The sequence below is a fragment of the Nocardia sp. CA-135953 genome (assembly GCF_050955735.1).
GTDB lineage: Bacteria > Actinomycetota > Actinomycetes > Mycobacteriales > Mycobacteriaceae > Nocardia.
Window position 1 is genome coordinate 3623704 of record NZ_CP192082.1, and the last position, 24235, is coordinate 3647938.

The window sequence follows — 24235 nt, forward strand, 5'->3', positions numbered from 1 at the left end:
ACTGAAGAGAAAGGCAAGGAGGTAATACACTCCTCATCCCTTTCAACATATATCGCACCCCGGGTCTTGCGGCAAGACCCCGGTTGTGCTGCAGAATCTCCAGCCGAAGCCAGTACCTGCGGAAATAAGGGCAGTGCGGGGTGTGGTCTCGCGGTATGTCGAAAGAGGGGTTCCATGATTGATGTGATCATTGCCGGTGGCGGACCGACCGGCGTGATGCTGGCCAGTGAGCTGCGCATGCGCGGCGTGGACGCGCTGGTACTGGAGAAGGACGCGGAGCCGACCAAGGTGGTGCGTGCGCTCGGCGTACACGCGCGCACCGTCGAATTGCTGGATCAGCGCGGTCTGCTGGATCAGGTGCTCGCGCTCGGGAAGCAGTACCCGCTCGGCGGTTTCTTCGCGGGCATCAGGAAACCTCAGCCGGAAGGGTTGGACACCACGTATCGGTTCGTGCTGTCCATCCCGCAGACCGTCACCGAGCGCCTGCTCATCGAGCGTGCCACCGAACTCGGCGTCGAAATTCGCCGCAGCTGTGAGGTGGCCGGGCTGAGCCAGGACGATGACGGGGTGAGCGTCGAGCTGGCCGACGGCACGCAATTGCGTGCGCGCTACCTCGTCGGCTGCGACGGCGGTCGCAGTACGGTGCGCAAACTGCTCGGCGTCGGTTTCCCCGGCGAGCCCAGCCGTAACGAGACACTGCTGGGCGAGGTGGAGCTGACCGCGCCGCCGGAAGAGATAGCCGCTGTAGTGGACGAAGTCCGCAAAACCCAGTTGCGCTTCGGCGCCGTGCCCCTCGGAGACGGGGTGTATCGTATCGGCGCACCCGCTGCGGGCCTGGCCGAAAACCCCAGGGTCCCACCGACTCTGGACGAACTCAAGCATCAGTTCCGCGAGCTCGCCGGCACCGACTTCGGCGCGCACTCCGCGCGCTGGCTCTCGCGTTTCGGCGACGCGACCCGCTTGGCCGAGCGCTACCGGGTCGGCCGGGTGCTGCTGGCCGGCGATGCGGCGCACATCCACCCGCCGATGGGTGGGCAAGGTCTCAATCTCGGTATCCAGGACGCATTCAATCTCGGCTGGAAACTGGCCGCCGAGGTCGGCGGCTGGGCGCCGGAGGGGTTACTGGACAGCTACGAGACCGAACGGCGTCCGGTGGCCGCCGACGTGCTCGAGAACACCCGGGCGCAGGCGGAGCTGATCTCGCTCGAGCCGGGTGCCCAGGCAGTGCGCCGACTGGTGGCGAAATTGATGGACTTCGAGGAGGTGAACCGGTATCTGCTGGAGCAGATCATTGCGATCGGGGTCCGCTACGACTTCGGCGAGGGGCATGAACTGCTCGGTCGGCGACTGCGGGATGTGAAGCTGAATCGGGGTCGCCTCTACGAGCTGATGCGCAGCGGCCGCGGACTGCTGCTCGACCAGACCGGCCGGCTCTCGGTGGCAGGCTGGGCGGATCGGATCGACCACGTCGTCGATGTCAGCGAGGAACTGGAGGTACCCGCGGTGCTGCTGCGCCCGGATGGGCATGTGGCCTGGGTCGGTGACGATCAGCAGGATCTGATCGGCGTGCTACCGAAGTGGTTCGGCGCTGCCGTCAGCTGAGCGAACAGTTGTGGCCGAACGAATTCCTCGGCGATTTCGGCTGCCACTTCGATGCTGGTCAGACCGCCGCCCACGATCAGCACGGTCTCCCCCGGCCGCAACTGGTTCAGGCGTGCCCGCAGTCGCAGCGCCGCCTGCTTCCCGGCCATGTCGTAGGCGTGCTCGGGGACGTCGTCGTCGGCGATGGTGCTGCCCCGGGCGTGCACCTTGGTCAACCACGCCTCGAGCGTCTCGACATCGTCGCGGTCGGCGGCCTGCCACCGCAGAAACGTCTCCTGCACCCGCGTCTTCGGCATCACCGGCCGACCCCAGCAGCCGGTAGGCGATCGCCTACCGGCTGCTGATGCTCTCGAACAGATCGATCTCATCCGTACCCAGCGACATCCGCCCATCGTCGGGCATGTGCGCAGGCCGCGTCCATTCGCCCTGTGATCGGGCGGATTTTCCGGCCCCGTCAGGAAACACTTGCGCAGATAGGGAATGGTGAGACGGTGCCGAACATCAGTCTGGATCGGGTCAGTGCGAGCCACGGCGAAATCTTGATACTCACCGACACCTCCGCGAGGTTTCCGGGAGGTCGGTGCGCCGCGGTGGTCGGGCCGAGCGGGACCGGCAAAACCACGCTGCTGCGGCTGCTCAACCGGCTCGACGAACCGAGTAGCGGCACGATCCTGCTCGATGACGTCCCGATCACCGGGGTCGCCGCGCCGGACCTGCGCCGCCGCGTCGGGTTGGTGCCACAGCGACCGACACTGCTCACCGATATCGTCGCCGATGAGATCCGGGTCGGCCGTGGCGATCTCGCATCCGATCGCATCGACGCGCTGCTCGCTCGGGTGGGCTTACCGGACTTCCGTGAGCGGCGCTGTCTCGAACTGTCCGGCGGTCAAGCGCAGCGGGTGTGCCTGGCGCGGGCGCTGGCCGTAGAACCCGAGGTGTTGTTGCTGGACGAACCGACCTCCGCGCTGGACGCCGACTCCGCCGCTGCGGTGGCAACTCTCATTCGCGAGCACACCGGCTCCGGCGGCGGTGTCATCCTGGTCAGCCACGACACCGCCTTCGTGACCGAGGTGGCCCACGACACCTGGACACTGCAACACGGGCACCTGTCTCCCAGCGATGAACGGAAACCCCAGTGACAGAACAGCTTTCCGTACCCGGATGGCCGGGTGTGGCGACCTCGCTGGTGCTCGTCGCACTGGCCGCCGCGATCGCCTACCGTCAGCGATTGCATCTGACCCGCGAGCTGCTCATCGCCGCAACCCGCGCCGGAGCCCAGTTGGTCGCGGTCGGCGCCATTTTGCTTATCCTGTTCCGGCACACCGGATTACCGGGTGCGCTCGCCTGGGTGGTCTTGATGGTGCTGATCGCCGGGCAGGTAGCGGGACGTCGTGGCCGAGGTGTGCCGCGTGCGCGCCGAGCTGCGACCATCGGGGTCGGCACCGGGTCGGCCATCACCCTGGGCGCTCTCATTCTGCTCGGTGTGATCTCCACGCAAGCTCGCGTGGTCGTCCCGGTCGGCGGCATGATCGTCTCGGCCGCCATGCAGGCCACCGGCATCGCACTGCGTCGACTGCACGAGGACGCGCGCAATGCGCGCCCCGCCATCGAAGCCCGCCTGTGCCTGGGTCTTTCGGCGCGCGAGGCTTTCCTGCCGCACCGCCGGTCCGCACTGCGCACCGCAATGATCCCTACGATCGACGCGACGAAGGTCGTCGGGCTGATCAGCCTGCCCGGCGCCATGACCGGCCTCATCCTCGCCGGTGTCGATCCGCTCACCGCTATTCGCTACCAGATCGTGGTCATGTACATGCTGCTCGCGGCCACCGCTCTGGCCGCGCTCACCGCGGCACGGGTCGCCGAGTCCTATCTGTTCGACGATGCCCAGCGACTGGTGCCACTTCCCGACTGAACACTATTGCGACCACACCGGAATCGCCGAGTCGCCGCGGCGGCTCGGAATCGCCGGAGAGCGCATAGTGTTGGTCGTCGAAGCCGGGCCGGGCCGGGTGGATGGGAGCGAGCGGGTGGGCGATGCGGTAGTCGCGGTGCCGGAGTCGGTGCGCACGGAGTTGCGGCGCGGCATACGCAGCGTTCTGGTCGATACCGTGGCGCTGCGGTTGGTGCGGGAACGGTTCGACGATGAGCAGGCCGGGGCGTTGCGGCGCTATCTGGAGGCCTCGCAATCGGCGAATACGTTGCGGGCGTATCGAACCGATTGGATCGCATGGGCCGGATGGTGTGCGGCCGAGGGGCGCCAGGCTTTGCCGGCGGATCCACTCGACGTCGCGGTATACCTGGCGGCGGCAGCGGATGCGTTGCGTCACGGTGACGATGGTTCGCAGCGGTGGGCGTTCAGTGCGGCCACGCTCGAGCGCAAGTCGGCGGCCATCGCGGCGGTGCACGCCGCCAACGGATTACCGTCGCCCACGCGCTCCGATGTCGTTCGACTGACGTTGCGCGGTATCCGCCGAACCCGCCGCACGCAGCCGAAACGTAAACGCCCCGTGCTCTTGCATACCCTCGAACAACTGCTCGCAGGGCTGCCGGAGCCCGGCTGGCCCACCGAGCCCGCGCGCCGCCGCGACGCGCTGGCGCTGCTCGTCGGATTCGCGGGGGCATTGCGCCGCAGCGAACTCGCCGGATTGCGGATCGCCGATGTGCGAGTCGATCTCGACCACGGCACCGGTGAACCGCTGCTGCTCGCGCAACTTCCGACCACCAAAACCGACCCCACCGGCATCGCGGAACTGCGCGTCGCACTCCCCCGCGGCCGGCGCCCGCACACCTGCCCGGTCTGCGCCTTCGCCGATTGGATCCAGTTGCTCGAGGTGCATCGCGAGCACGGCGATGTCCGTGCCTGGCTCGCCGAAACGACATCCCCATCTCCGGACATCCACCGCTGCCACGGTTATCAGGGCACCGCGCTCGCCGAAAACGACACCCTCCCACTGTTTCCCACCATTACCCGCCACGGCGGCATCGGCACCGACGCGATGTCCGGCCGCGCCATCGCCGAACTGGTCAAACGCTACGCCGCACGCGCAGGACTCGACCCCGACCTCTTCTCCGGACACTCACTGCGCGCCGGATTCGCCACCCAAGCCGCCCTCGGCGGTGCCAGCGACCGCGAGATCATGCGCCAGGGCCGCTGGTCCAACCCGCGCACCGTGCACAACTACATTCGCACCGCAAACCCCTTGGAAGACAACGCCGTCACCAAACTCGGTCTCTAGTCCTGCAACTGCCCCGGCTCGCCCTCATCCGCCGGTTCGGTGAGTTCGAAGGACACATGTGCCACAGAATATTTCGGTCTCGCGGTAGAGCAGATGCGACGCGAGAGCCGCCGGTCACGGTCCTGCCCGACATCCAGCGTGTGGCCGTTTCGAACCGCGCACCCGAGGGATGCTCGGCAGGGGTGAGTTCACCGTGGTTCTCGGCGGGCGCGGCGCCGTCGTTGCAGGCCGGGGTGGATTCCGGCCGGGAGGTCCGCGTGTGCGGCGATGCGATGAAGCAGCGGCAGTAGCAGGTTTCGCTCGGTCTCGTCGAGGGGTGCGAGGATTTCCGATTCCAGTGCGTCGGCCTCGGATTGGATCGACTCGAGCACCTCGCGTGCGTGATCGGTGAGGTGGACCGCGTGCGGCCGCATCCGGTTTCCGTCGAACTCGGATGTTCCAAGCGGCCGGTGAGGCGGCCGAGGCAGTTTTCGTCAACGTCGGGGACTGGGACAGCGGCACCGCCCTACGTAACGCCCTCGGCACTCCGGAATGGCGTGAGTTGACTCTGCGGATCCAGGACGGTCTCGACCTCACCGCACGACCGATGATCTTCCATCTCACCCTGGAGTTGGGACCCGGCGACGTGCTGTCGCAGTGACCGCCGATCGGTAACTCGAAGATTCAACGCCAGCCGGCTCGCACGAGAGCGCAGCCGGCCCGGGCATCACCCCCTCGGCAAGGCCGGATGCCTTGCCGGACAACAGCTCACCGTCTGAACGTCCCAGGAGACCAACGATGTCGCGCAAGAACCTCAACACCGTCCTGGCCACCGCCACTGTCCTGTTCACCTTCTACCTCGCGTTGTCCTTCATCCTGACCCCCGCGACGTCGGCCCCGGGCTTCGGCCTGCCGACCTGGCCCGCTGGCGACGGCGGCGGCTTCCTCATCGTGAAAGGGTGCCGCGAACTCGCGATGGGCCTGGGCTCGGGCTCGGGCTGATAACCGGCCAGCGCCGCGCCCTGGGCTGGGTCCTGCTGATGACGGCCGTCGCCCCGTTCGGCGACATGGTCAACGTCCAGGCCCATCACTGGTCCACGGCCACCGCATTCGGCGTCCACGGCCTGACCTCCGCACTGATCGCGGTCACGGGCCTGCTGATCCTCCGCGAGACCAGCAAGGCGCCAACGGCCCAGAAGGGTGCCGCCCCAGCGGTCGCCCATGCCGGTGGCCAGGCGAGTCGTACTCCGGAGCTCAAACGCAACCTGATCCTGTAATGCCGATTAGCGGATCTCGACCACCACTTTGCCGAAGGCGCGTCCCGCACCGACGTGGTCCAGCGCGTTCGCGGTCTCGTCGAGGGAGAATCTGCGGTCGATGTGGATACCGATCCGTCCCGCGACACACGAGTCCGCGAGGGGTGTGAAGTGCGCGGGCCCCTCCTTCACCGCGAGGACCCCGAGGCTGCGGCCGGTCACTATTCCGGTGACCACGCCGACTGTCGTCATCCGCAGCAACGCGCGTGTGGTGCCCCCGACGCACCGGTACCGGCCGCCCCGCGCGACCGATCTGCGATAGGCGAAGACCGACCGGTGGGCAACGAGGTCGAGTACCCGGTCGTACGGTCCGGTCCGGGTGAAGTCCTCGGCGCGATAGTCGATGACCTCGTCGGCACCGAGCATGCGCATGAACGCCAGTTTGGCGGCGTTGTCCACCCCGGTCACATGCGCCCCGGCACTCTTGGCCAACTGGATCGCAAACGCTCCGGAACCGCCACCCGCTCCGTTGATCAACACCGACATACCGGTCGCGATGCCGGCCGTGCCCTGTAGTGCGATCGCCCCCGCCTGCGGCAGGGTTGACGCCTCGGCAAAACTCAGCGACGCCGGTTTGTGGGCCAGCGCCGATTCAGGAACGACGGCATATTCCGCGAACCCGCCTTTGAGCATGAGATTGTCGCCGTAGACCTCGTCACCTGGCGCGAACAGAGTGACCTCGGGCCCGACGGCTTCGACCCGCCCGGCGATATCGGATCCGAGAATCGGGCGTCTGGGTGCCCGGAGCCCGCCGATGCGCGAATACAGCGGCGTCCCCAGCAGTGTCTCCCAGTCGGAGAGGTTGATCGACGTCGCGTGCACCTGGACGAGCACCTGCTTCGGCCCCGGGGAAGGCACTGGGACCTCCGCGATCGACAGCACCTCTGGGCCGCCGTAGCGGTCGTACACGACGGCCTTCATGCGATTCCGGTACGAAGGATCGAGCGATAACGTGACACGCGGCAAAGTCTAGTCGGCGGGGCCGCCCCCGCGACCTGCGAACGGCGCGTTGGCATTCCGCGCGACTCGCCGAACCCTATCCCGCACACCAGCGATGCGGCGAGCGGGACAGCGGGTCCGATGACGAGGTCCTGGCCCATATCTCTCCGGCGCACAGCGCCAACATCGACTTCTTCGGCGCGATCGAGGGCGAGCTCGCCCAGCTCGGCCCGACCGGCTACCGGCCGCTGCGGGTGCGAAACACCCTGTTCTGACCTCATCTCAGCGCTCCGAATGCCTCACATCGACATCCTGTAATGCCGAGTTCAGTACGCCGTTCGATTCCGCTGCGGCCTTGCCCCACGGACTGTCAGGCTGTGGCTCGGGCAGCTTGAACTGCTGCTGGCACTTGTCGCAGATACAGGCGAAATCCTTCTGCTTCAGCCTCGAATCCCAGCGAGGTGCAGAGCCGGTGTGCGCCGTCGGTGGCGTGCAGGGATTCGCCCTTGTTGAGTTGGCGGGGGATCTTGCGCCGATAGTCCGGATCGGCGGCATCATGACGGGGCTTCGCCCACGTGCGTTCCCGTATTTCTCTGGGTTTGTGCGGTTCAGAGGCTGATGCCGGAGGTGCTGGTCGTCGCGACAGATGTGGTGCGAGTCGGCGTGGCGGTCATTCTTCAGCGGATTGCGCGCAGTATGCGGATTGCGCGCAGTGCGCGGGGCGGTTCGCCTTCGAATTTTGCGGATCCGTCGAGGTAGCGGGTGACGAGGGCGGGGGCGGAGTGGTCTTCGAGGTCGGTGAAGCCGAGGGCGCGCAGGTGTGCGGCGATGTCGTCGGGCGCGAAGTAGCTGAACACGGGCTCGCCGACGCCGGCCAGCCGATCGGCACGTGCCTGCTGGTGCGCACGGTCCTCGTCGCTGCGCGCGGGCTGCAGATAATCGAAGACCACCTCGACCGGCTGGGCCTGACCAGCGATGTATTCGAGAGTGGCGTGGGCGGCGTTCGGAGTCAGATAGAAGACGACGCCGAGCCACACGAATACGGCCGGGTCGGTCCGTTTGAATCCGGTGGATTCCAATCCTGCTGCCAGCGTCTGGGTTTCGAAATCGACCGGCACGAAAGTCAACGTCTCAGGGCGGTCGATTCCGGCGGTAGTGAGGCGTTCGCGTTTCCACGCCTGGGTGGCGGGGTGGTCGACCTCGAAGACACGCACGTCCGGGCGCGGATTGCGATAGGCGAAGGTGTCCAGGCCCGCGCCGAGGATCACAACCTGCCGCACACCAGCGGCGACGGCCGCGGCCACGGCGTCCTCGGCGAAGCGCGCGCGTGCGGCGAAGAACAGGCGGCGGGACCGATCGCTGGCCCCGGCACCGAGGTGATTGGTTGTGGACGTGCCCAATTCGGCCAGTTCCTCTGCGGTGACGCCGAGCAGACGTGCCGCCAGGGGGTCGGTGAAGATCTGTGGTCGGTCAGCGATCTGGTGATAGGCGCGGGCGTACGCGGTGATGAGAGCTGTCCGGCTGGGTCCGTCATTCTCCATATCCAAGAACCTAGTCACGAATGTGGCGCGTGCTCCATGAACTCACTCACGCTCACTCCGCAAAGGAGCACGCGAACACGATCGGGTAACACTGATTACGGCCCGGCACCGATCTCGCCACACGTCGCCATGACCAGCGGCCGGCCGAACAGTCCGCGGCCGGAGCAGAGCACGGTAGCCATGGTGGCTTCTATCCCATGGCCGGGCTGCTACGCCACCAATCATTGAGGATGACTGAATCACCGAGGCTTCGTGGGGGCGCGCCGACTAGGCTGACATGGTGACACCTTTCGCTGTCGGTCGGACGATTGTGGTGCGGGACATGATCTTTGGACGGGCATTCACCGAGTGGCCGCAGCGAGTGGTGGCCGATCGCGGCGATGAATTGCGGGTGTTGTTGACGCCCGGGACGCACGGCGCGGGTCCGCAGCTGTGGATCAGGTCGATGCGGGAGGACGATCGGGGCGCGCGGGGGCGCTTGCTGGAGGCATATGCGCGCCGGGAGTGGGAGATGGGGACGTGGGTGTGGCAGCACACCACGCGGCTGGCCATCATGTACGCCGATCGCTATTTCGCGATTGCCCCGATGTGGAATGAGCAAGGCGAATTCCTGTGGTGGTACGTCAATTTCCAGTTGCCGTTCACCCGGACCGCCGACGGCGTCGATACCAGTGATCTGCATCTGGATCTCATTGTCGAACCGGATCTGCGCTATCGATGGAAGGACGAGGACGAATACGCACTCGCCATTCGGCTGGGGCTGGTGCCCGAGCAGTGGCAGCGCGCGATCGAGGGCGCGTGTGAAGAGGCCTTGGATATGGTGGCACACCGTGCCGGGCCCTTCGGCGAGGATTGGCGCGCGATTCCTGGGTAGCAGCTGTCAGTCCTGTATGCGCCGCCACGGGCGTTCGGATTCGAGGGCGAAGGCGATTTCGAGCAGCGTGCGTTCGTCGCCGTGGGCGGCGCAGAATTGCATGCCGATCGGGAGGCCTTCGGTGCAGGCGCCCATGGGCAGCGAGATCGCGGGTGTGCCTGCCACATTGTTCAGCGGGGTGAAGGCGACCCAGGAGATCAGGCGCGCGAACAGTTCGTCGAAGGGGACGGTCGGATTCAGGTGGCCGAGTCGCGGAGTGGTGTGGACCAGGACCGGCGAGAGGATCAGTTCGTGGTCGCGGAACATGCCCGCGTAGGCGCGACGCACTTGTGAAAGGCGGTACAGGATTGCCGGTGTGCGTGCCATGGACTTGCGATACAGCGCGCCGAGTCCGTGCGTGAACGCATCCAGATCGCCCGGCTGGAACCGCGGATCGATCGCGAATTTCCCGCCCGCCTCGATCAGGAACGCCAAAAGTCCCCAGTAGGTGGTGAAGTCGTCGACGAAGCGTCGCGAGACCGGCAATGCGATCGGAAGTACCTCATGCCCCATCTTCTCCAGCAGCGCGACCGTGTCGTCGAGCACGGCCCGGGTCTGCGGGCAGGTTTCGGTGCCTGTGATGGAATCGGCGATTACCCCGATCCGCAGCCGTCGCCGCGCCGGCCCCTCGACCAGACCTACCGGCGGCAACTTCGGATTGCGCCAATGACGTTCGGCCGCAGCGAAATACGTCGCGGTATCGCGCACCGAACGGGTGAGCACACCTTCGGAAACCAGATTGATCGGCATAGACCGCGCCTGCGGACCATCGATATGCCGCCCTCGGCTCGGCTTCAACCCGACCAGACCGCAACACGCGGCCGGAATTCGAATCGACCCGCCACCGTCATTGCCGTGCGCGATCGGCACCACACCCGCGGCCACCAGCGCGGCCGCACCACCGGATGACCCACCCGGCGAATAGTCCGTATGCCAGGGATTGCGCGTCGGTTCGGCCGCGGCGAATTCGGTGCTCGCATTCAAACCGAACTCCGGTAGCCGACTCTTGCCCAGCACCGACATCCCGGTGCTCAGAAACTGTTTCGCATACGGCCCATCCTCGGCGGCAGGCCGCCCGACGAATGCCGCAGTGCCGTGATTGGTCGGCAGACCGCGCACATCGGTGTTGTCCTTGACATACGTCGGCACACCGAACAGCGGCGCATCCGGATCACCCGCCGACAGCGCGGATTCCGCCGAGACCACAAGGGCAGCTCGCATTCCATTTCGTAGCCCGGCCAGAACTCGACCGCCAGATCCCAGGCCGGTTTGCGATCCATACCGGTGACCTCGCTGACGGTCACCTCGAACCGCTCGCCTTTGAGCCCGACAATGGCGGTGTCGGCCGCCCGCAGGTTTGCCGACCACACCGGATGCTTGGGGCTGCCCCAGTTGGAGCCCACCAGCAGCAAGTCGTCTCCGCGCGGCACGTACAGCAGCGATGTGGTGCGCGGGATACCGGTTTTGCGGCCCGCGACGGTCAGCTCGATCGACGGCAAACCCGCCAAATCGAGCACACCCCGCCGACCACCGCTGACCCGCCGCACAAACCGTTCCAGCCGCATCACTATCGGCGCCGTGCGCATGACCCAGCGTTTCTGCGCGATCCGGCGAGCTACCGCGGGCAACGGATTCGACACCATAGTTCGAAATCCTGACAGAAATCCGATATCGGACCACAGCTGGGACTGCCCGTTGAGACCAGCCTCACCCGCGCCATCACGAAATGCCCTCGATCGTGGCCGGTGGCCGAACAACGGCCACATCCGGTAACTCACCCTGGTAGGGCTCGATCTCGACCAGCGCCAATTGTCCAGCGCAACTCTGACTCAGGGTCGATGCGGGACGGTCCGCGGTGAGCACATTCGGGTTGCCGTGCCGACAGAAGGTGGGATCGGCCGGATCCGGGTCGAACCACGCGCCCGTCGACAGCTGCGCGACCTGCGGCCGGACCGCGTCGTCGACGACCAGCCCAATGCGTCAGATGCGCGGCCATCACTCCACGGTAGCCCTGCCCACCGACAGGTTCACTTTGTTATGAATGCCGCGCTGGTTCGCGGCTTTTGCCCGCCCGGCAATCTCAGACGCAGATGCTGAAGCTGAAGAAAGGACCCAGCGGGACGTTGAAGCAGAAAGCGACCGAACCGAACGCAGGAGTAACCGGTTCCGCCGATGCCGCAGGAGCGGCGAGAGCGCCAACAGATAGGGTGATGGCGATCGCGGCGATCGCCGAGGCAATTCTGGTGGTCATTACAACGTTTCCTGACTGATCGACGATGATGATTGCCCCCGACCAGAAATCGTTACGTCTACGATCATCCACTGATCCCCAATCGGGCACAAGACTGCGCGTCGACTCGTCAATCGAATCGGGTCGGCGGTGCACCGCCGACCCGATCCGGCCGGGTCAGCAGACTCGTCACCGAGATGACCGCGGCGGGTCTGGTCGCGCGCGAATCCAATCCCGACGACGGCCGATCCGCATTCGTCGCCATCACCGATGCCGGCCGGGAGCGTCTGCGCGCGGCCGCGCCCGGCTATCTCGCGGGCATCGAGCGATGCTTCGCCGACAAGCTCGATCCGGACGAATTGCACACGCTCGCCGCAACTCTCGGCAAAATCCTCGGCCCGACCGACCTCGCCATCACGCCCGGCGGACTTCATAACACGCATGTCTACATCGACTGCCAGTCGGCACGAATCAAACACTTCGGCAGTCAATGCAATCCGCGTCACATCCGCACACAACTCGGCATCACTTCTGAAACACTAACACTTCACACCGGCCTGTACCTTTGATTACAGGCACATCGAGCGTGCACCCCCAGAAAGGATGCAGCCCCTTGGCGATCGGCGCGGCACAGCAAGCAGCACATCAATTTTCCTGCAGGCAAGGAGCGCGCTGATGTTCACGCGCTGGGGAAAACTCGTCTACCGGCTGCGCTTCGCCGTCCTCGCGGTCGTGGTGGGCGCACTCCTTGCACTCGGTGCATACGGCTTCGGACTCGAGGACCACCTCAGCTCCGGTGGTATGGACGATCCCACTTCCGAATCCGCACAGGCCGCACGCCTCGCCGACGCCGCATTCGGACGCAATCACGACTTCGACGTCGTCGTGCTCTACACCGCACCGGACGGCAAGACCGTCGACGATCCGGAATTCAGCCAACCGATCATCGACAATCTGAACAGCCTGCCGCACAAGTACCCGAACGAGATCACCGGCGTCAACGCGTCCTACTGGCGCGTCGACGGCGCGAAGATCAGCGGCGCAAAGGCAGCCACCGAAGACAAGAAGCGCGCCGTGGCCGCGATCGCCATCGCGGGCGACAACGACACCGACTCCGTGCGCAACTTCCGGAAAGTCAAGGACGCCTTCACAATCCCCGGCATCGACGTGCAGGTCAGCGGCCTGCAGGCGGTGGCGGGCACACTCAACGACACGATGGCCGACGACGTGCACCGCATGGAAGTCCTGGCCATCCCCGCCGTCGCGGTGCTGCTGTTCTTCATCTTCGGTGGCCTCGTCGCGGCCGCCCTGCCGCTGCTCGTCGGTGGACTCACCGTGATCGGCGCCTCCGGCATCATCATGTTCCTGACCCGCTTCACCGAGGTCAATTCCTTTGTCTCCTCGGTCCTCTCGATGATCGGCCTCGGCCTGGCCATCGACTACGGCCTGTTCATCGTGAGCCGATTCCGCGAGGAACTCGCCGCGGGCTACGACACTCGCGCCGCAGTGCGACGCACCGTCGTCACCGCCGGACGCACCGTCGTGTTCTCGGCGACCATGATCATCGCGAGCCTCGGCAGCATGCTGCTGTTCCCCCAGGGCTTCCTCAAATCAATGGCCTACGGCGCCATCGCGACCGTCCTGCTGGCCGCCTTCACCGCCATCACCATCCTGCCCGCGAGCCTGGCCGTCCTCGGTCCGCGCGTGGATATGTTGGGGTTCAACCGGTTCCGAAGAACCAAGACCGCCGAACAAATCGAGGGCGGTTTCTGGGGCAAGACCACACGCTGGGTGATGCAGCGACCGCTCACCGTCGCAATCCCGCTGGTCATCGTGCTCTTCCTGCTGATCATCCCGGTCAAGAACCTCATCTTCGGCGGCTTCAGCGAGCGATATCTGCCACCCGACAACCCGACTCGCGTCGCACAGGAACAGATCGACACCTTCTTCCCACAGCGCCGATCCGATCCCATCGAACTCGTCTTCGTTGCCGACAACAGCACGCCGGTCGGCGAGGCCTGGCGCGCGGCCGGGCACGCCCCCGGGTTGGCCAGTCAGTTCGAGATGCCATCCAAATCCTCGACCCAAGACAACGTGTACCGCTCCAAGGCGACACTGGTGAACCCGAACGAAGGCGGGGAAACCATCGAATACCTCCGCAAGATGGAACTCCCCGACGGCGTCAGCATGTACGTCGGCGGCATTCCGGCCATGCAGAAGGACAGCATCGACGCACTGCTCTACCGCATCCCGGTCATGATCGTCCTGGTCCTGTTCGTGACCACGCTGCTGATGTTCCTCACCTTCGGCTCGCTGGTGCTGCCGATCAAGGCCGCACTGATGAGCGCGCTCGGCCTCGGCTCCACTCTCGGCATCCTGACCTGGATCTTCGTCGACGGCCACGCCGCCGAACTATTGAACTTCACCCCGCAACCGATCCAGTCGAATGTGCTCGTGCTGATCATCGCGATAATCTACGGCCTGTCCACCGATTACGAAGTCTTCCTGCTCTCCCGCATGGTCGAGGCCAGGGCCAAAGGGGCGAGTACCAGCGACGCGGTGCACACCGGCACAGCCCACACCGGCCGAATCATCACCGCCGCGGCGCTGATCCTGCTCGTGGTGACCGGTGCGTTCGCCTTCTCCGATCTGGTGATGATGCAGTACATCGCCTACGGCATGATCGCCGCACTATTCATTGATGCGACCGTGCTGCGCATGCTGCTGGTACCCGCAGTCATGAAACTGCTCGGCGACGACTGCTGGTGGGCGCCGGCCTGGATGAAGCGCCTCCAGGAGAAAATTGGGCTCGGAGAACATATTCTGGACGATGAACGCCCGGGCACCGAGGATATGCACGAGCCGATCGAGACCACACCGATCACGCCGCGGCTCCCCACCGTCACCGCCGGACGGTCGAACGGTTCGTAGTCACCCCACCAAAGGGAACGCCACACGCCGCCTCGGGAGGTACGCTCACCGCCGGAAAGCCCGCGGACCCGATCGCCGAACCGGCGACCTGGTCAACCACCGGCCAACTGGACCGAAGGACGACCGCGATGTGCAGCTACCGTCTCGATGCAGAATACGCCGATCCGACACCTTTGAAAGTGCGGATCGATACCCACGAGCGCTATTCCGAGCGTCCCGACGACCCCACCGCGAATGTGCTGACCGCGCTGGAACTCACCGGAGCCGAACATCTAGCCGATATCGGCTGTGGCGACGCCCGGTTCCTCGCCCACCTCGCCGAGACCGGTCACCGGGGTCCGCTGGTCGGTATCGACACCTCTCCCGCAATGGTCGCCGCCGCCAATGCAGTACCCGGGGTCCGCGGCGTATTCGGCAGTGCCGACCGGATCCCGTTCGACGACAACAGCTTCGATGCGCTCACCGCACGACATATGCTGTACCACCTCGCGAATCCGCTGGCCGGGCTCAGGGAGTTCCAGCGCACGACCAAACCCGGCGGGACGATTGCCGTGGTCGTCAACCATGCCGGAACCTACCCATACACCACCGAACTCGTGGCCGCGCATGCCGCGACCTACGGCCTCGGCGTGGGCGAGGCGATGACCGTCGACTCCGAAACCTTGCCGGAGTTGATGTCCGAGGTTTTCGGCGAGGTGCGGATCCAGCGATCCGACAATGCACTCGTCTTCGATACTCCGGATCCGCTGGTGCGCTTCGCCGAGGCGTTGTTCACGTTCTACGGCGTCACGCCGAACCACCCACGACGGCAGGCGATTCTGAACGATCTGCGCGAGGACGTCGAGGATTGGTTCACCCACCATCCGGGGCAGACATGGCGCGATCCCAAGGGGTACATCGTCGCCACGGCCGTCGTCGATCACCAGGGCAGCGCACCTTCGGCATCGACGTAGCTTCCGGTGGGCCCATCCGGGCCGAGCTGCGCCATGCGTACGATGATCTCGGCACCTTGCTCCAACGTCTGGGTGCCGGTATTCCCGTTGAGATCGGTCTTCGTGAAACCGGGCTCCACCGCATTGATCCGGATACCCGGGAAGGCCTTCGCGTACTGCAACGGTGAGCATGTTGACCACCGTCTTCGACGCCGGATATGCGACGCCCCGGGTAGGCGTATGCCGGGGTGCCCGGGGTCGAGACCCTGGTCAGCGACGCAAGACCGCTGCTGCCATTCACCACGACCGGCGCCGCCGAGCGCTGCAGCAGCGGCAGGAAGGCGTGCAGCACGCGTAACGTGCCGAAAACGTTGGTGTCGAAGGTCTTTCGCATCACAACCGCGCGGTGAGCATTACCGACCGTGGCCTCCGAGCAGGCACCGGTGTCAGAGGTGGATGCGATGATCGGACGATGCACGTTAGCCCCATCGAAGAGTCCTGGCGACGGATCGACTCATGGCTCACCGCGCATGCGCCGCGTACCTTCTCATCTTTGCGCCCACCCGCCTCGCAGGAGGCCATCAGCGCCGCAGCTACCGAGTTGGGGGTGGAGTTTCCCGCGGATCTGGTCGCGTATCTGCGACACCACGACGGAGTCTCGCCCGGGGAGCGGGGCTTCGTCTCCCCTGAGGAGGGGGGTTTCAGCTTCCCCGGTTTTGAGCCCTACACCCTCGCCCAGATCCTCTCCTCGGGCCGGAGCCACCAGGAGTCGTGGGCCAGGCACGAAGGGGACCCACTGATGGAAGGCTTCTGGCACCACGATTTCGTACGCTTCGCCCGCAATTTCAGTGCGGACGGGCTGGTCGTGGACTGCCGTCGCGGCGAGTCGTTCGGCGCGGTGGGCCACGAGCAGGAGGCCGAGGGCGTCAGCTTCGGGAACTGGGAAAGCCTCGCAGCCTTCCTGGAGCAGATCGCCGACTCTCTCGAGGGCGGAACCGCCATAACAGTGGGGCTATCGTATGTGCCTGTCGTCGACGACGGGATGCTGCTGTGGGAGTACGCTCCCGAACGGCGAGCCGAGCCTCGGTCCCTGTTCGACCTCGCGCTCGCCGGACCGGTCATCGCCGCGCCAGGCCGGACGACTTCCCACGCCACGCTGAACAAGACCTGGCCCAGCGGTTACGACAATTTCTGCCTGACCTTCGCGCAGGACTTGGACGAGACCGAACTCCTGCGCCGGTTCGGCGCGTTGCCCGAGACCCGGTGCCCACGGTGGAGAGAGGAGGCAGCAATTCCAGAACAGCGGCAGGACCCTCGCGTGCTGCTGCCGGTGGTCCGCGTGGGAACCCACGGCGGTTGGGCGTTCGGCATCGAGGAAGGTCTTCAGCTTTTCGAGGGCACACGCGAGGAGGTGCTGCGCCGTGTGTCCCGTGGCACCCGCGCGGTGTCCGTAAGCTATTGGGACGACGGCACAACCTCGGTGTCCTTCTTCGACAAAGGCGAACTGGTGACGAGGTACGACACCCGACCGCCTGTCCCCCACGGCGCGCGCGACCCGTTCAAGGTCTTCCCCGGTCTGCCGACGCCCGTTCCGGAACCCACACCCGAGCAGCGGCGGGAACGGCTGCTGGCGGTGTGTGACGCGGTGGTTCGCCGCTGTGGCATCCCCCCACTGCCACCGCCCGGCCTGGAGGGGGAACTCGACAGCGCTCGGATCCTTCCCCTGCTCCCGGACAACAACTTCGGGCTCCCGGAGAACAACTTCAAGACACCCGTGCCTGACCGGTTTGCCTCCCTCGTCGACGCCGCGACGCCCGAGCGCCTGCGCCGCGTACTCGCCACACAGATGTCGTCGCTGGCCACCGAGACCGGACTCGACACCTATGACGAGGTCACTGCCGCACTGTCCCTGCTGAGCGAGGAGGATCACCCCGGCGTTACCGACGATTCCGCCCTTGACCTGCGGCTGCGCCGCGTGCACGCCGAGGCCCAGGTGATATACACCGACTGGAAAGACCGATCCCTCTGGCAGGACCGCGCCATGGCGGCCCGCGCCCTGGCCGACGCGCTGAACCTGTCGGCCCGGGAAGCCCTGGGCTTGGTCGTGGGGCTGCGTCAGGACCCTCATTGGCGGCAGGAGTTTCGCAAGCAGTTGACCGACGACTGATTTCCGCATGATCCTTGGTCCAGTCGGGCAGGGACTGCGATGATCTTTCGTCGGAGGGTAGCGCGCTGCGGGCTGTGCCGAGGATCGGGCCTGTGAGCTTACCGGCGGCGCGCAACAGCAGGTAATGCGCGATCGTCCGCCTCCCTCTACCGAGCACTCGCAGAAGCCGAACACACCGCCACCGACGACGGCCTGCCGATGCGGCCCAAACCAGCCCGCATCCTGCGACCAACTCACCCGAGGAAGCCGAGCTCCGCGACCGTCTCCAGGCTCAGGTTATCGAGCAGTACGAAGCCCAGTAGCCAGCCGGAACCCTCAGCGCCGTACCCGTCCCTGACCAGGGACTACGCCACATTCGTTGCTTTTCGGCGAAAGCTACCGAGACCCAAGTCAACGACCTTCCTGGTAGCGCAACGTAGCCCGGTCGCTCCTCTCTTCTTGGCGAACTGTTGTCGCTGGGTGCGAGTGTTGTTTTGTAGGTGATCTGTGGTGGGTTTCGAGTAATGAGATTACATAAGTAAATGCGCATATCTACCTACCTGAATGTAATGTTGTATTGCGGTCGCCCTCAACTCCTTCACCATGGCCCCGGTCTTCGCATATAGGACGCCACATGAACCGATTCACCTGTGGCTCAATTTCTTTCCCACTGCCCTGACCTGCGCGGCCCGACACCCGCTCCCCCAGTCGGGGTTCACCAGGGCAAATGTTGCGGTTGAGGCCGGTGCTCAATATTGAGCAACCGATAACCGCATCCTCCCGATAGAAGACGACCGACCAGTTACCCTCGTCGCGTGGTCCCGCCCGACTCGGCCTGCGCCGGAGGTCCACGAGCGCCCGTCACCCGCCCAGGAAGCAGGAGTTCGATGCGATCGCTGCGTAGCCGCCATATCTTGATCACGCTGGTAGCCGGCACCGCCGCCGTAATAGCCGGTGGTCCAACGCCCGCGATGGCACAGCCCGCGCCACCTGCGCAGGTCCAGCCGCTGGGCTCGGACTTTCTCTGGGGCGTGGCCGCATCGGGATATCAGTCCGAAGGGTATGCGCCGGATAGCAATTGGTCCCGGTACGTGGCCGCGGGCAAGACGGACGACGCCTATCTGGAGTCCGTCGACTTCTACCATCGCTACCGATCCGATATCGATCTGGCCGCGCAACTCGGCGTCAAGGTCTATCGGATCGGTATCGAGTGGGCGCGCGTCCAGCCGCGGCCGGGCGAATGGGATGAGGCCGGACTTCGCTTCTACGACAATGTGATCGCCGCGATCACGGCTGCTGGGATGCGTCCGATGCTCACCATCGATCACTGGGTGTATCCGGGTTGGGAGGTCGACCGCGGCGGCTGGTCGAATCCGAATATCGTCGAGGACTGGCTAGCCAACGCACGCACCGTCGTCGACCGATATGCCGCGGCCGCCCCGCTGTGGGTCACCTTCAACGAACCCGCGGCCTACATCATGAACGAGACCTCGCACGGCGGCCTCTCCCCCGCCGCCATTCCGATGATGCAAGACCGAATCGCCCAGGCGCACAATGCCGTCTACGACTACATCCACGCCGTGCAGCCGGGCGCGATGGTCACCAGCAATGTCGCCTACATTCCGGCCGGTGAGGATGCGGTCAACGGCTCGTTCATCAATGCGGTCGCCGCGAAACTCGATTACATCGGCATCGACTACTACTACGGCGCGTCCCCCGATACGGTTACCGAGCTGAACTTCAGCCAGTTGTGGAACAACCCCTTGGAGCCCGAGGGCATTTACTATGCCCTGCAACACTATTCACGCAAGTTCCCAGACCGCCCGCTGTACATCGTCGAGAACGGCATGCCCACCGAAAACGGCATGCCCCGAGCCGACGGCTACACCCGCGCCGACGACCTCCGCGACACCGTCTACTGGCTGCAGCGCGCCAAGGCCGACGGCATGTACCTCATCGGCTACAACTACTGGAGCCTCACCGACAACTACGAATGGGGTTCCTACACACCGCGTTTCGGCCTCTACACAGTCGACGTCCGCACCGACCCCACCCTCACCCGCAAGCCCACCGCCGCAGTACCCGCGTACACCGCCATCACACACCAGGGCGGCGTCACCCCCGACTACCGCCCGACCCGCGGCCCTAAACCCTGCTCCTTCGTCGACGCCGCGGCCAGCTGCGCCGACCCGGTCACCGTCCCCCGCTAGCTGGATCAAGGGTCGGCACCCGTGGGTGCCGACCCCGACCATGTCGGGATCCGGTGAACTGATCACTCGAGATCGAGCGCGACTGCTCGCCGTCGACGCCGACCGGGATGTCGCCCTCGGAGCAGTTCAGTACGTGAATCGCACGGTCGACCGCTTGGGCACCCGAACGGGGTTGATCGGCGGCAGTCATGGTTCCTCCTGATATTTCTACCGATCGGGATGTGGCAGGAACTATCTTCGGATGATCCAGGGCGCGGCAATGGTTCTGCGCCAACTGCGCCGATTCCTCGCGCAAGAATGTCGGCGCCGTCAAAATCCCGCTGATTCGAAGGGTTTTGCGATCTCGACGACGCACACAGAATTGAATTCCCCGCGCTGACCCCGCATTCCGCGACGCCTTCCACGTCGACCCCGAATCGACCCCACTGCCTCCCGGCATCCTCATCGCACAGGACCAGATCGGCCGCTACCGCGAGAAATCGGAACTGCTGGGGCGCAGCGAAACCGGACGGGCCGGGGCAAAGGCCGAACCGCGGGCAGTCTGCTCGCCATCGGCCACCGACTCCCCCATGGCGCACCGCCGCCCCGCCTGCGGCACTAACCGCGGTAGCCGAGTTGTTCGAGGAGACCGTCGAGTTGGAGTTCGAATAGCTCGGCACGGTCGGTGAAAGTGTCTGTGCCGTATTGATCGAAGACGTCGAAGGTTACGGCGCCGAACAGGCCGACCCACATGGTGATGCCGCGGGCGACGAGCCAGTCCGGGAGGTCGTGGTCGAATGCGGCCCTGATATCCGCGAAATTGGCTGCGAGCGCGGAGGATAACGGGCGCTCCTCGACCGGAGCGGTGAGCATGTCTGCGCGGTACGCGCGGGCGAAGAGAGTTTGCATGATCGCGATGATCCGCGTGCCGGGCACAGTAGTCTGCTCGGCGGGGGCGTCGTAGCCCGGCACCGGAGTGCCGAATAAGAGTCCGTAGCGGGCCGGTTCGGCCAGCGCCCAGTCGCGGACGGTACGACCGACGATGCGCAGGCCCTCGATCGGATCGTCGGGGGCATCGGCCAGCGCCGCATCGACCGCGTCGCCGAGTGCGTTGTAGCCGTCGATCACAAGCAGGGTCAGCAGTTCATCGCGGCTGCGCACATAGCGGTATACCGCCGACGACACCACACCGAGATCGCGGGCAACCGCGCGCAGCGAGAGGGCCGCCGCGCCATCGGTGGCCAGATGTTCGCGGCCGATCCGGACGATATCGTTCATGGTCTGGGCCCTGGCCCGGGCACGTGGTGTCGTCGCCATACCGATCACCATGCGCGCTCTAGAGAGCGATGTCAACTAATGCGAGCACTGCTCTTGACTTTGGGTGGTACCGACTGCATGCTTGTGCACAACAGAGAGCACCGCTCGCCAAAGTAGACTAGGACGCACCATGTCGGAGCTGCACATCGTCACCGGAGCCGGGCCCACCGGAACCACCATTGCCGAGCAATTGGCCGCGGCGGGCAAACAGGTCCGGGTGCTGACTCGTTCCGGGAGCGGTCCCGATCATCCACTCGTCGAGCGACGCAAGGTCGATGTGACACTGCCCGAACAGCTTTCGGGCGAATTCGATGGCGCGACGGCCGTTTACCACTGCCTGGGCGGCTCGGAATATACCGCGAAGGCTTGGCGCGCGGAGCTGCCGCCGGCTGAGCGCACCGTACTCGACGAGGCCGAAAACGCCGGCGTGGTCGCGGTTTTCGCGGAAAATATCTACTCCTACGGCAAGGTGGACGGTCCCATCACCGAAGACCTGCCCCGCGATGCCGATTTCGGCAAGCCCAGCGTCCGCACCCAGCTGGTGCGCGCTCGCGAGGCACACGCCGCCGCGACGGTAAGCGTCGCCGCCGCGGACTTCCTGGGCCCATATGTGCGGGCGTCGCTGGCCGGGGAGCAGGTCTTCGTCCCGATTCTCACCGGTAAGCGGGTGCAGGCATTCGGCAAGCTGAACCTGCCACACTCCTACACCTATATGCCCGACCTCGCCGCCGCCATGATCCGCGCGGCCGCCGACGAATCGGTCTGGAATTCCTTCCTGCACGCCCCGACCGCGCCGCCGATCACCCAGCAGCAACTCTTCGACGCGATCGCCGCCGCCGCCGGCCTCGCAGCCCCCAAGGTGTTCGCGGCACCGGTCGCCCTGCTGCGCATGATGGGACTCACCAATGAGACGATGCGCGAGCTCGCCGAGATGAGTTACCAGGTCACGCGGCCGTTCGTCCTGGATTCGTCGGCCAGCGAGCAGCGCCTCGGTCTGCATCCGACGCCGATCGACGAGGCCATCGCGGCCACCGTCGCCTGGTGGCAGACCCAGCGCTGAGTCTTTGCTACTCGGGTCTTTGCTACTCGGCGGTAGTGTTACCGGTGTCACTGGCGACACGGATCGAGGAGCACCACAATGGACCAGCGAGAAACGGATTTCGACGTACTCGTGGTCGGTTCGGGATTCGGCGGCAGCGTCACCGCGCTGCGGCTGATCGAGAAGGGCTACCGGGTCGGTGTGCTCGAGGCCGGTCGACGCTACACCGATGACGAGCTGCCCGAAACCAGCTGGGACCTGCGCAAATTCCTGTGGGCGCCCAAGCTGGGCTGCTACGGCATCCAGCGCATCCACCCGCTGCGCAATGTGTTGATCCTCGGCGGTGCGGGTGTCGGCGGTGGTTCGCTCAACTACGCCAATACCCTCTACATGCCGCCGGAGCCGTTCTTTCAGGACCAGCAGTGGCGCGATATCACCGACTGGCGCGCCGAACTGACCCCGTACTACGAGCGCGCGAAGAAGATGCTCGGCGTGGTACAGAACCCGCATCTGACACCGGCGGACGAGGTGTTCAAAAAGGTCGCCGACGATATGGGCTGCGGCGAAACCTTCGTCCAGACCCCGGTCGGCGTCTTCTTCGGCGAGCCGGGAAAGACCGTGGCGGATCCGTACTTCGGAGGTGTCGGACCGGACCGCACCGGCTGCCTCGAATGCGGTGAATGCATGACCGGCTGCCGCCACGGCGCGAAGAACACCCTGGTGAAGAATTACCTATACCTCGCGGAAAAGTCTGGCGCGCAGGTGATTCCGATGACGACCGTGACCTCTTTCCGGCCGCTGCCCGACGGCACCTGGGATATCTCGACCGAACGCACCGGCGCATGGTTCCGCAAGCGCCCGCACACCTACACCGCGGGCCAGGTCGTGCTCGCCGCAGGCACGCTCGGTACCCAGAAGTTGTTGCACGCCATGCGGGATCGGGGTGTGCTCCCCGAGTTGTCCGACCGAATCGGCCAACTCACACGCACCAACTCCGAATCCATTGTGGGCGCTGCGATCCGCAAGGTGAATCCGGATGTCGATTTCACCCGTGGCGTCGCGATCACCTCATCGATCCACCCGACCCACGACACCCATATCGAGCCGGTGCGCTACGGCAAGGGCTCGAATGCGATGGGACTGCTGCAGACCCTGATGGTCGACGGCGGCGGCCGGATACCGCGCTGGCTGCGCTTCCTCGGTCTGGTCGCGCGAAACCCGTTCACGCTCATCAGTTTCCTGAGCGTGCAGAACTGGAGCGAGCGCACCATCATCTCGCTGGTGATGCAGCACCTCGACAATTCGATCACCACCTACACCAAGCGCACCCTGTTCGGCCGCAAGCTCACCAGCAAACAGGGTCACGGCGAACCCAATCCGACCTGGATTCCGGCGGGCAACGAGGTGACCCGCAAGGTCGCGGAGGAAATCGGCGGCGTCGCGGGCGGCAGCTGGGGCGAAGTCTTCAATATCCCGCTCACCGCCCACTTCCTCGGCGGCGCACCTATCGGCGCGGACCGCGACACCGGCGTAATCGACGCCTTCCACCGAGTTTTCGGCTACCCGACGCTCAGCGTCGTCGATGGCGCCGCCGTCTCCGCCAACCTAGGCGTCAACCCGTCGTTGACCATCACCGCCCAAGCCGAACGCTGCGCCGCCTACTGGCCCAACAAGGGCGAAGTGGACCTGCGTCCCGCGCAGGGCGTTGCCTACCAACGGATTCAGCCCATCGCGCCCGATAACCCCGTCGTCCCTGCCGACGCCCCGGCCGCCCTGGTCCTGCCGGTAGTCGAAATCCGCACCCCTAATTCCGCCGCAGGCTGAGGGCTGCGTTCCATCTGCCCCCGGTGTCGGTCCCTATTTCCCGTGGAACTACCTGAACTCGAAGCTGGCCGAATACTGCGAGGACTGACCGAGACCCGCAA

General features: G+C 65.5%; 24 protein-coding genes and 1 pseudogene. 16 read left to right on the forward strand and 9 right to left on the reverse strand.

Features of this window, described 5'->3' with window-relative positions; all coding sequences use genetic code 11:
- Positions 1-174 precede the first annotated feature (174 nt).
- Positions 175-1602, forward strand: a complete 1428-nt coding sequence (rox, locus tag ACQPXH_RS16755; protein ID WP_433603243.1) for a rifampin monooxygenase — start codon at positions 175-177, stop codon at positions 1600-1602.
- On the opposite strand, the gene ACQPXH_RS16760 is transcribed toward rox, so the two are convergent.
- Positions 1548-1901, reverse strand: a complete 354-nt coding sequence (locus tag ACQPXH_RS16760; protein WP_433603244.1) for a hypothetical protein — start codon at positions 1899-1901, stop codon at positions 1548-1550. The two genes, rox and ACQPXH_RS16760, sit on opposite strands and share 55 nt — an antisense overlap.
- Before the next feature lie 192 nt (positions 1902-2093).
- Between ACQPXH_RS16760 and ACQPXH_RS16765 the strand changes: the two genes are divergently transcribed.
- Genes ACQPXH_RS16765 through ACQPXH_RS16775 form a run of 3 tightly spaced genes read left to right on the forward strand, consistent with a single transcriptional unit; the run spans position 2094 to position 4838 of the window.
- Entirely contained in the window at positions 2094-2741 is a 648-nt protein-coding gene (locus ACQPXH_RS16765; protein WP_433603245.1) for an ABC transporter ATP-binding protein, read from the forward strand.
- Positions 2738-3514, forward strand: a complete 777-nt coding sequence (locus ACQPXH_RS16770; RefSeq protein ID WP_433603246.1) for an ABC transporter permease — start codon at positions 2738-2740, stop codon at positions 3512-3514. The genes ACQPXH_RS16765 and ACQPXH_RS16770 overlap by 4 nt, the downstream gene beginning before the upstream one ends.
- Complete coding sequence (locus tag ACQPXH_RS16775; protein WP_433603247.1) at positions 3483-4838, forward strand: site-specific integrase; 1356 nt, start codon at positions 3483-3485, stop codon at positions 4836-4838. The genes ACQPXH_RS16770 and ACQPXH_RS16775 overlap by 32 nt, the downstream gene beginning before the upstream one ends.
- A gap of 188 nt (positions 4839-5026) precedes the next feature.
- Here ACQPXH_RS16775 and ACQPXH_RS16780 read toward each other — a convergent pair whose 3' ends face one another.
- Positions 5027-5251 (reverse strand): hypothetical protein, encoded by a 225-nt coding sequence (locus ACQPXH_RS16780; RefSeq protein WP_433603248.1) that lies wholly within the window; start codon positions 5249-5251, stop codon positions 5027-5029.
- 20 nt (positions 5252-5271) lie between these two features.
- Here ACQPXH_RS16780 and ACQPXH_RS16785 point away from each other — a divergent pair, with 20 nt between their 5' ends.
- The 3 genes from ACQPXH_RS16785 to ACQPXH_RS16795 all read left to right on the forward strand — a co-directional run bounded on the left by ACQPXH_RS16785 (position 5272) and on the right by ACQPXH_RS16795 (position 6094).
- Complete coding sequence (locus tag ACQPXH_RS16785; protein ID WP_433603249.1) at positions 5272-5478, forward strand: hypothetical protein; 207 nt, start codon at positions 5272-5274, stop codon at positions 5476-5478.
- 137 nt (positions 5479-5615) lie between these two features.
- Positions 5616-5819: a DUF4267 domain-containing protein gene (locus ACQPXH_RS16790; protein WP_433603250.1), complete on the forward strand. Its 204-nt coding sequence runs from the start codon at positions 5616-5618 to the stop codon at positions 5817-5819.
- Positions 5777-6094: a DUF4267 domain-containing protein gene (locus tag ACQPXH_RS16795; protein ID WP_433603251.1), complete on the forward strand. Its 318-nt coding sequence runs from the start codon at positions 5777-5779 to the stop codon at positions 6092-6094. The genes ACQPXH_RS16790 and ACQPXH_RS16795 overlap by 43 nt, the downstream gene beginning before the upstream one ends.
- Before the next feature lie 6 nt (positions 6095-6100).
- Here ACQPXH_RS16795 and ACQPXH_RS16800 read toward each other — a convergent pair whose 3' ends face one another.
- Together ACQPXH_RS16800 and ACQPXH_RS16805 are read right to left on the reverse strand one after the other, a co-directional pair.
- Positions 6101-7054, reverse strand: coding sequence for an NAD(P)-dependent alcohol dehydrogenase (locus ACQPXH_RS16800; protein ID WP_433603252.1), 954 nt, complete (start codon positions 7052-7054; stop codon positions 6101-6103).
- A gap of 695 nt (positions 7055-7749) precedes the next feature.
- A complete protein-coding gene (locus ACQPXH_RS16805; protein ID WP_433603253.1) occupies positions 7750-8613 on the reverse strand; it encodes a class I SAM-dependent methyltransferase in 864 nt (287 codons plus the stop codon).
- A 277-nt stretch (positions 8614-8890) separates the two neighbouring features.
- Here ACQPXH_RS16805 and ACQPXH_RS16810 point away from each other — a divergent pair, with 277 nt between their 5' ends.
- A complete protein-coding gene (locus tag ACQPXH_RS16810) occupies positions 8891-9487 on the forward strand; it encodes a DUF402 domain-containing protein (protein ID WP_433603254.1) in 597 nt (198 codons plus the stop codon).
- Between the two features lie 6 nt (positions 9488-9493).
- On the opposite strand, the gene ACQPXH_RS16815 is transcribed toward ACQPXH_RS16810, so the two are convergent.
- The 3 genes and pseudogenes from ACQPXH_RS16815 to ACQPXH_RS16825 all read right to left on the reverse strand — a co-directional run bounded on the left by ACQPXH_RS16815 (position 9494) and on the right by ACQPXH_RS16825 (position 11777).
- Positions 9494-10747 (reverse strand): amidase, encoded by a 1254-nt coding sequence (locus ACQPXH_RS16815; RefSeq protein ID WP_433603255.1) that lies wholly within the window; start codon positions 10745-10747, stop codon positions 9494-9496.
- Between the two features lie 65 nt (positions 10748-10812).
- A pseudogene (locus ACQPXH_RS16820) lies at positions 10813-11292 on the reverse strand (nitroreductase family deazaflavin-dependent oxidoreductase); the annotation flags it as partial.
- A 314-nt stretch (positions 11293-11606) separates the two neighbouring features.
- A complete protein-coding gene (locus tag ACQPXH_RS16825; RefSeq protein WP_433603257.1) occupies positions 11607-11777 on the reverse strand; it encodes a hypothetical protein in 171 nt (56 codons plus the stop codon).
- A gap of 32 nt (positions 11778-11809) precedes the next feature.
- Between ACQPXH_RS16825 and ACQPXH_RS16830 the strand changes: the two genes are divergently transcribed.
- The 3 genes from ACQPXH_RS16830 (at position 11810) to ACQPXH_RS16840 (ending at position 15640) form a co-directional block, all read left to right on the forward strand.
- Positions 11810-12325 (forward strand): MarR family winged helix-turn-helix transcriptional regulator, encoded by a 516-nt coding sequence (locus ACQPXH_RS16830; protein WP_433603258.1) that lies wholly within the window; start codon positions 11810-11812, stop codon positions 12323-12325.
- 106 nt (positions 12326-12431) lie between these two features.
- Positions 12432-14687 carry an MMPL family transporter gene (locus ACQPXH_RS16835; RefSeq protein ID WP_433603259.1) on the forward strand — a complete coding sequence of 752 codons (2256 nt, stop codon included), beginning with the start codon at positions 12432-12434 and terminating at the stop codon, positions 14685-14687.
- 128 nt (positions 14688-14815) lie between these two features.
- Positions 14816-15640 carry a class I SAM-dependent methyltransferase gene (locus ACQPXH_RS16840; protein ID WP_433603260.1) on the forward strand — a complete coding sequence of 275 codons (825 nt, stop codon included), beginning with the start codon at positions 14816-14818 and terminating at the stop codon, positions 15638-15640.
- Here the strand turns inward: ACQPXH_RS16840 and ACQPXH_RS16845 are convergent.
- Complete coding sequence (locus ACQPXH_RS16845; protein ID WP_433603261.1) at positions 15607-15801, reverse strand: hypothetical protein; 195 nt, start codon at positions 15799-15801, stop codon at positions 15607-15609. The genes ACQPXH_RS16840 and ACQPXH_RS16845 overlap by 34 nt on opposite strands.
- Before the next feature lie 290 nt (positions 15802-16091).
- On the opposite strand from ACQPXH_RS16845, the gene ACQPXH_RS16850 reads away from it, so the two are divergent.
- The 3 genes from ACQPXH_RS16850 (at position 16092) to ACQPXH_RS16860 (ending at position 20177) form a co-directional block, all read left to right on the forward strand.
- On the forward strand, positions 16092-17786 hold the full coding sequence (locus ACQPXH_RS16850) for an SMI1/KNR4 family protein (protein ID WP_433603262.1): 1695 nt from the start codon (positions 16092-16094) through the stop codon (positions 17784-17786).
- Between the two features lie 866 nt (positions 17787-18652).
- The gene (locus ACQPXH_RS16855; protein WP_433597483.1) at positions 18653-19975 is read left to right on the forward strand and encodes a family 1 glycosylhydrolase; all 1323 of its coding nucleotides are present in this window, start codon (positions 18653-18655) and stop codon (positions 19973-19975) included.
- A gap of 25 nt (positions 19976-20000) precedes the next feature.
- On the forward strand, positions 20001-20177 hold the full coding sequence (locus ACQPXH_RS16860; RefSeq protein ID WP_433597484.1) for a hypothetical protein: 177 nt from the start codon (positions 20001-20003) through the stop codon (positions 20175-20177).
- 395 nt (positions 20178-20572) lie between these two features.
- Here ACQPXH_RS16860 and ACQPXH_RS16865 read toward each other — a convergent pair whose 3' ends face one another.
- Positions 20573-21271, reverse strand: a complete 699-nt coding sequence (locus tag ACQPXH_RS16865) for a TetR/AcrR family transcriptional regulator (protein WP_433597485.1) — start codon at positions 21269-21271, stop codon at positions 20573-20575.
- Between the two features lie 130 nt (positions 21272-21401).
- Between ACQPXH_RS16865 and ACQPXH_RS16870 the strand changes: the two genes are divergently transcribed.
- Together ACQPXH_RS16870 and ACQPXH_RS16875 are read left to right on the forward strand one after the other, a co-directional pair.
- Positions 21402-22331 carry an NAD-dependent epimerase/dehydratase family protein gene (locus ACQPXH_RS16870; protein ID WP_433597486.1) on the forward strand — a complete coding sequence of 310 codons (930 nt, stop codon included), beginning with the start codon at positions 21402-21404 and terminating at the stop codon, positions 22329-22331.
- A gap of 78 nt (positions 22332-22409) precedes the next feature.
- Positions 22410-24134 carry a GMC oxidoreductase gene (locus ACQPXH_RS16875; RefSeq protein WP_433597487.1) on the forward strand — a complete coding sequence of 575 codons (1725 nt, stop codon included), beginning with the start codon at positions 22410-22412 and terminating at the stop codon, positions 24132-24134.
- The last annotated feature ends 101 nt before the right edge of the window (positions 24135-24235 follow it).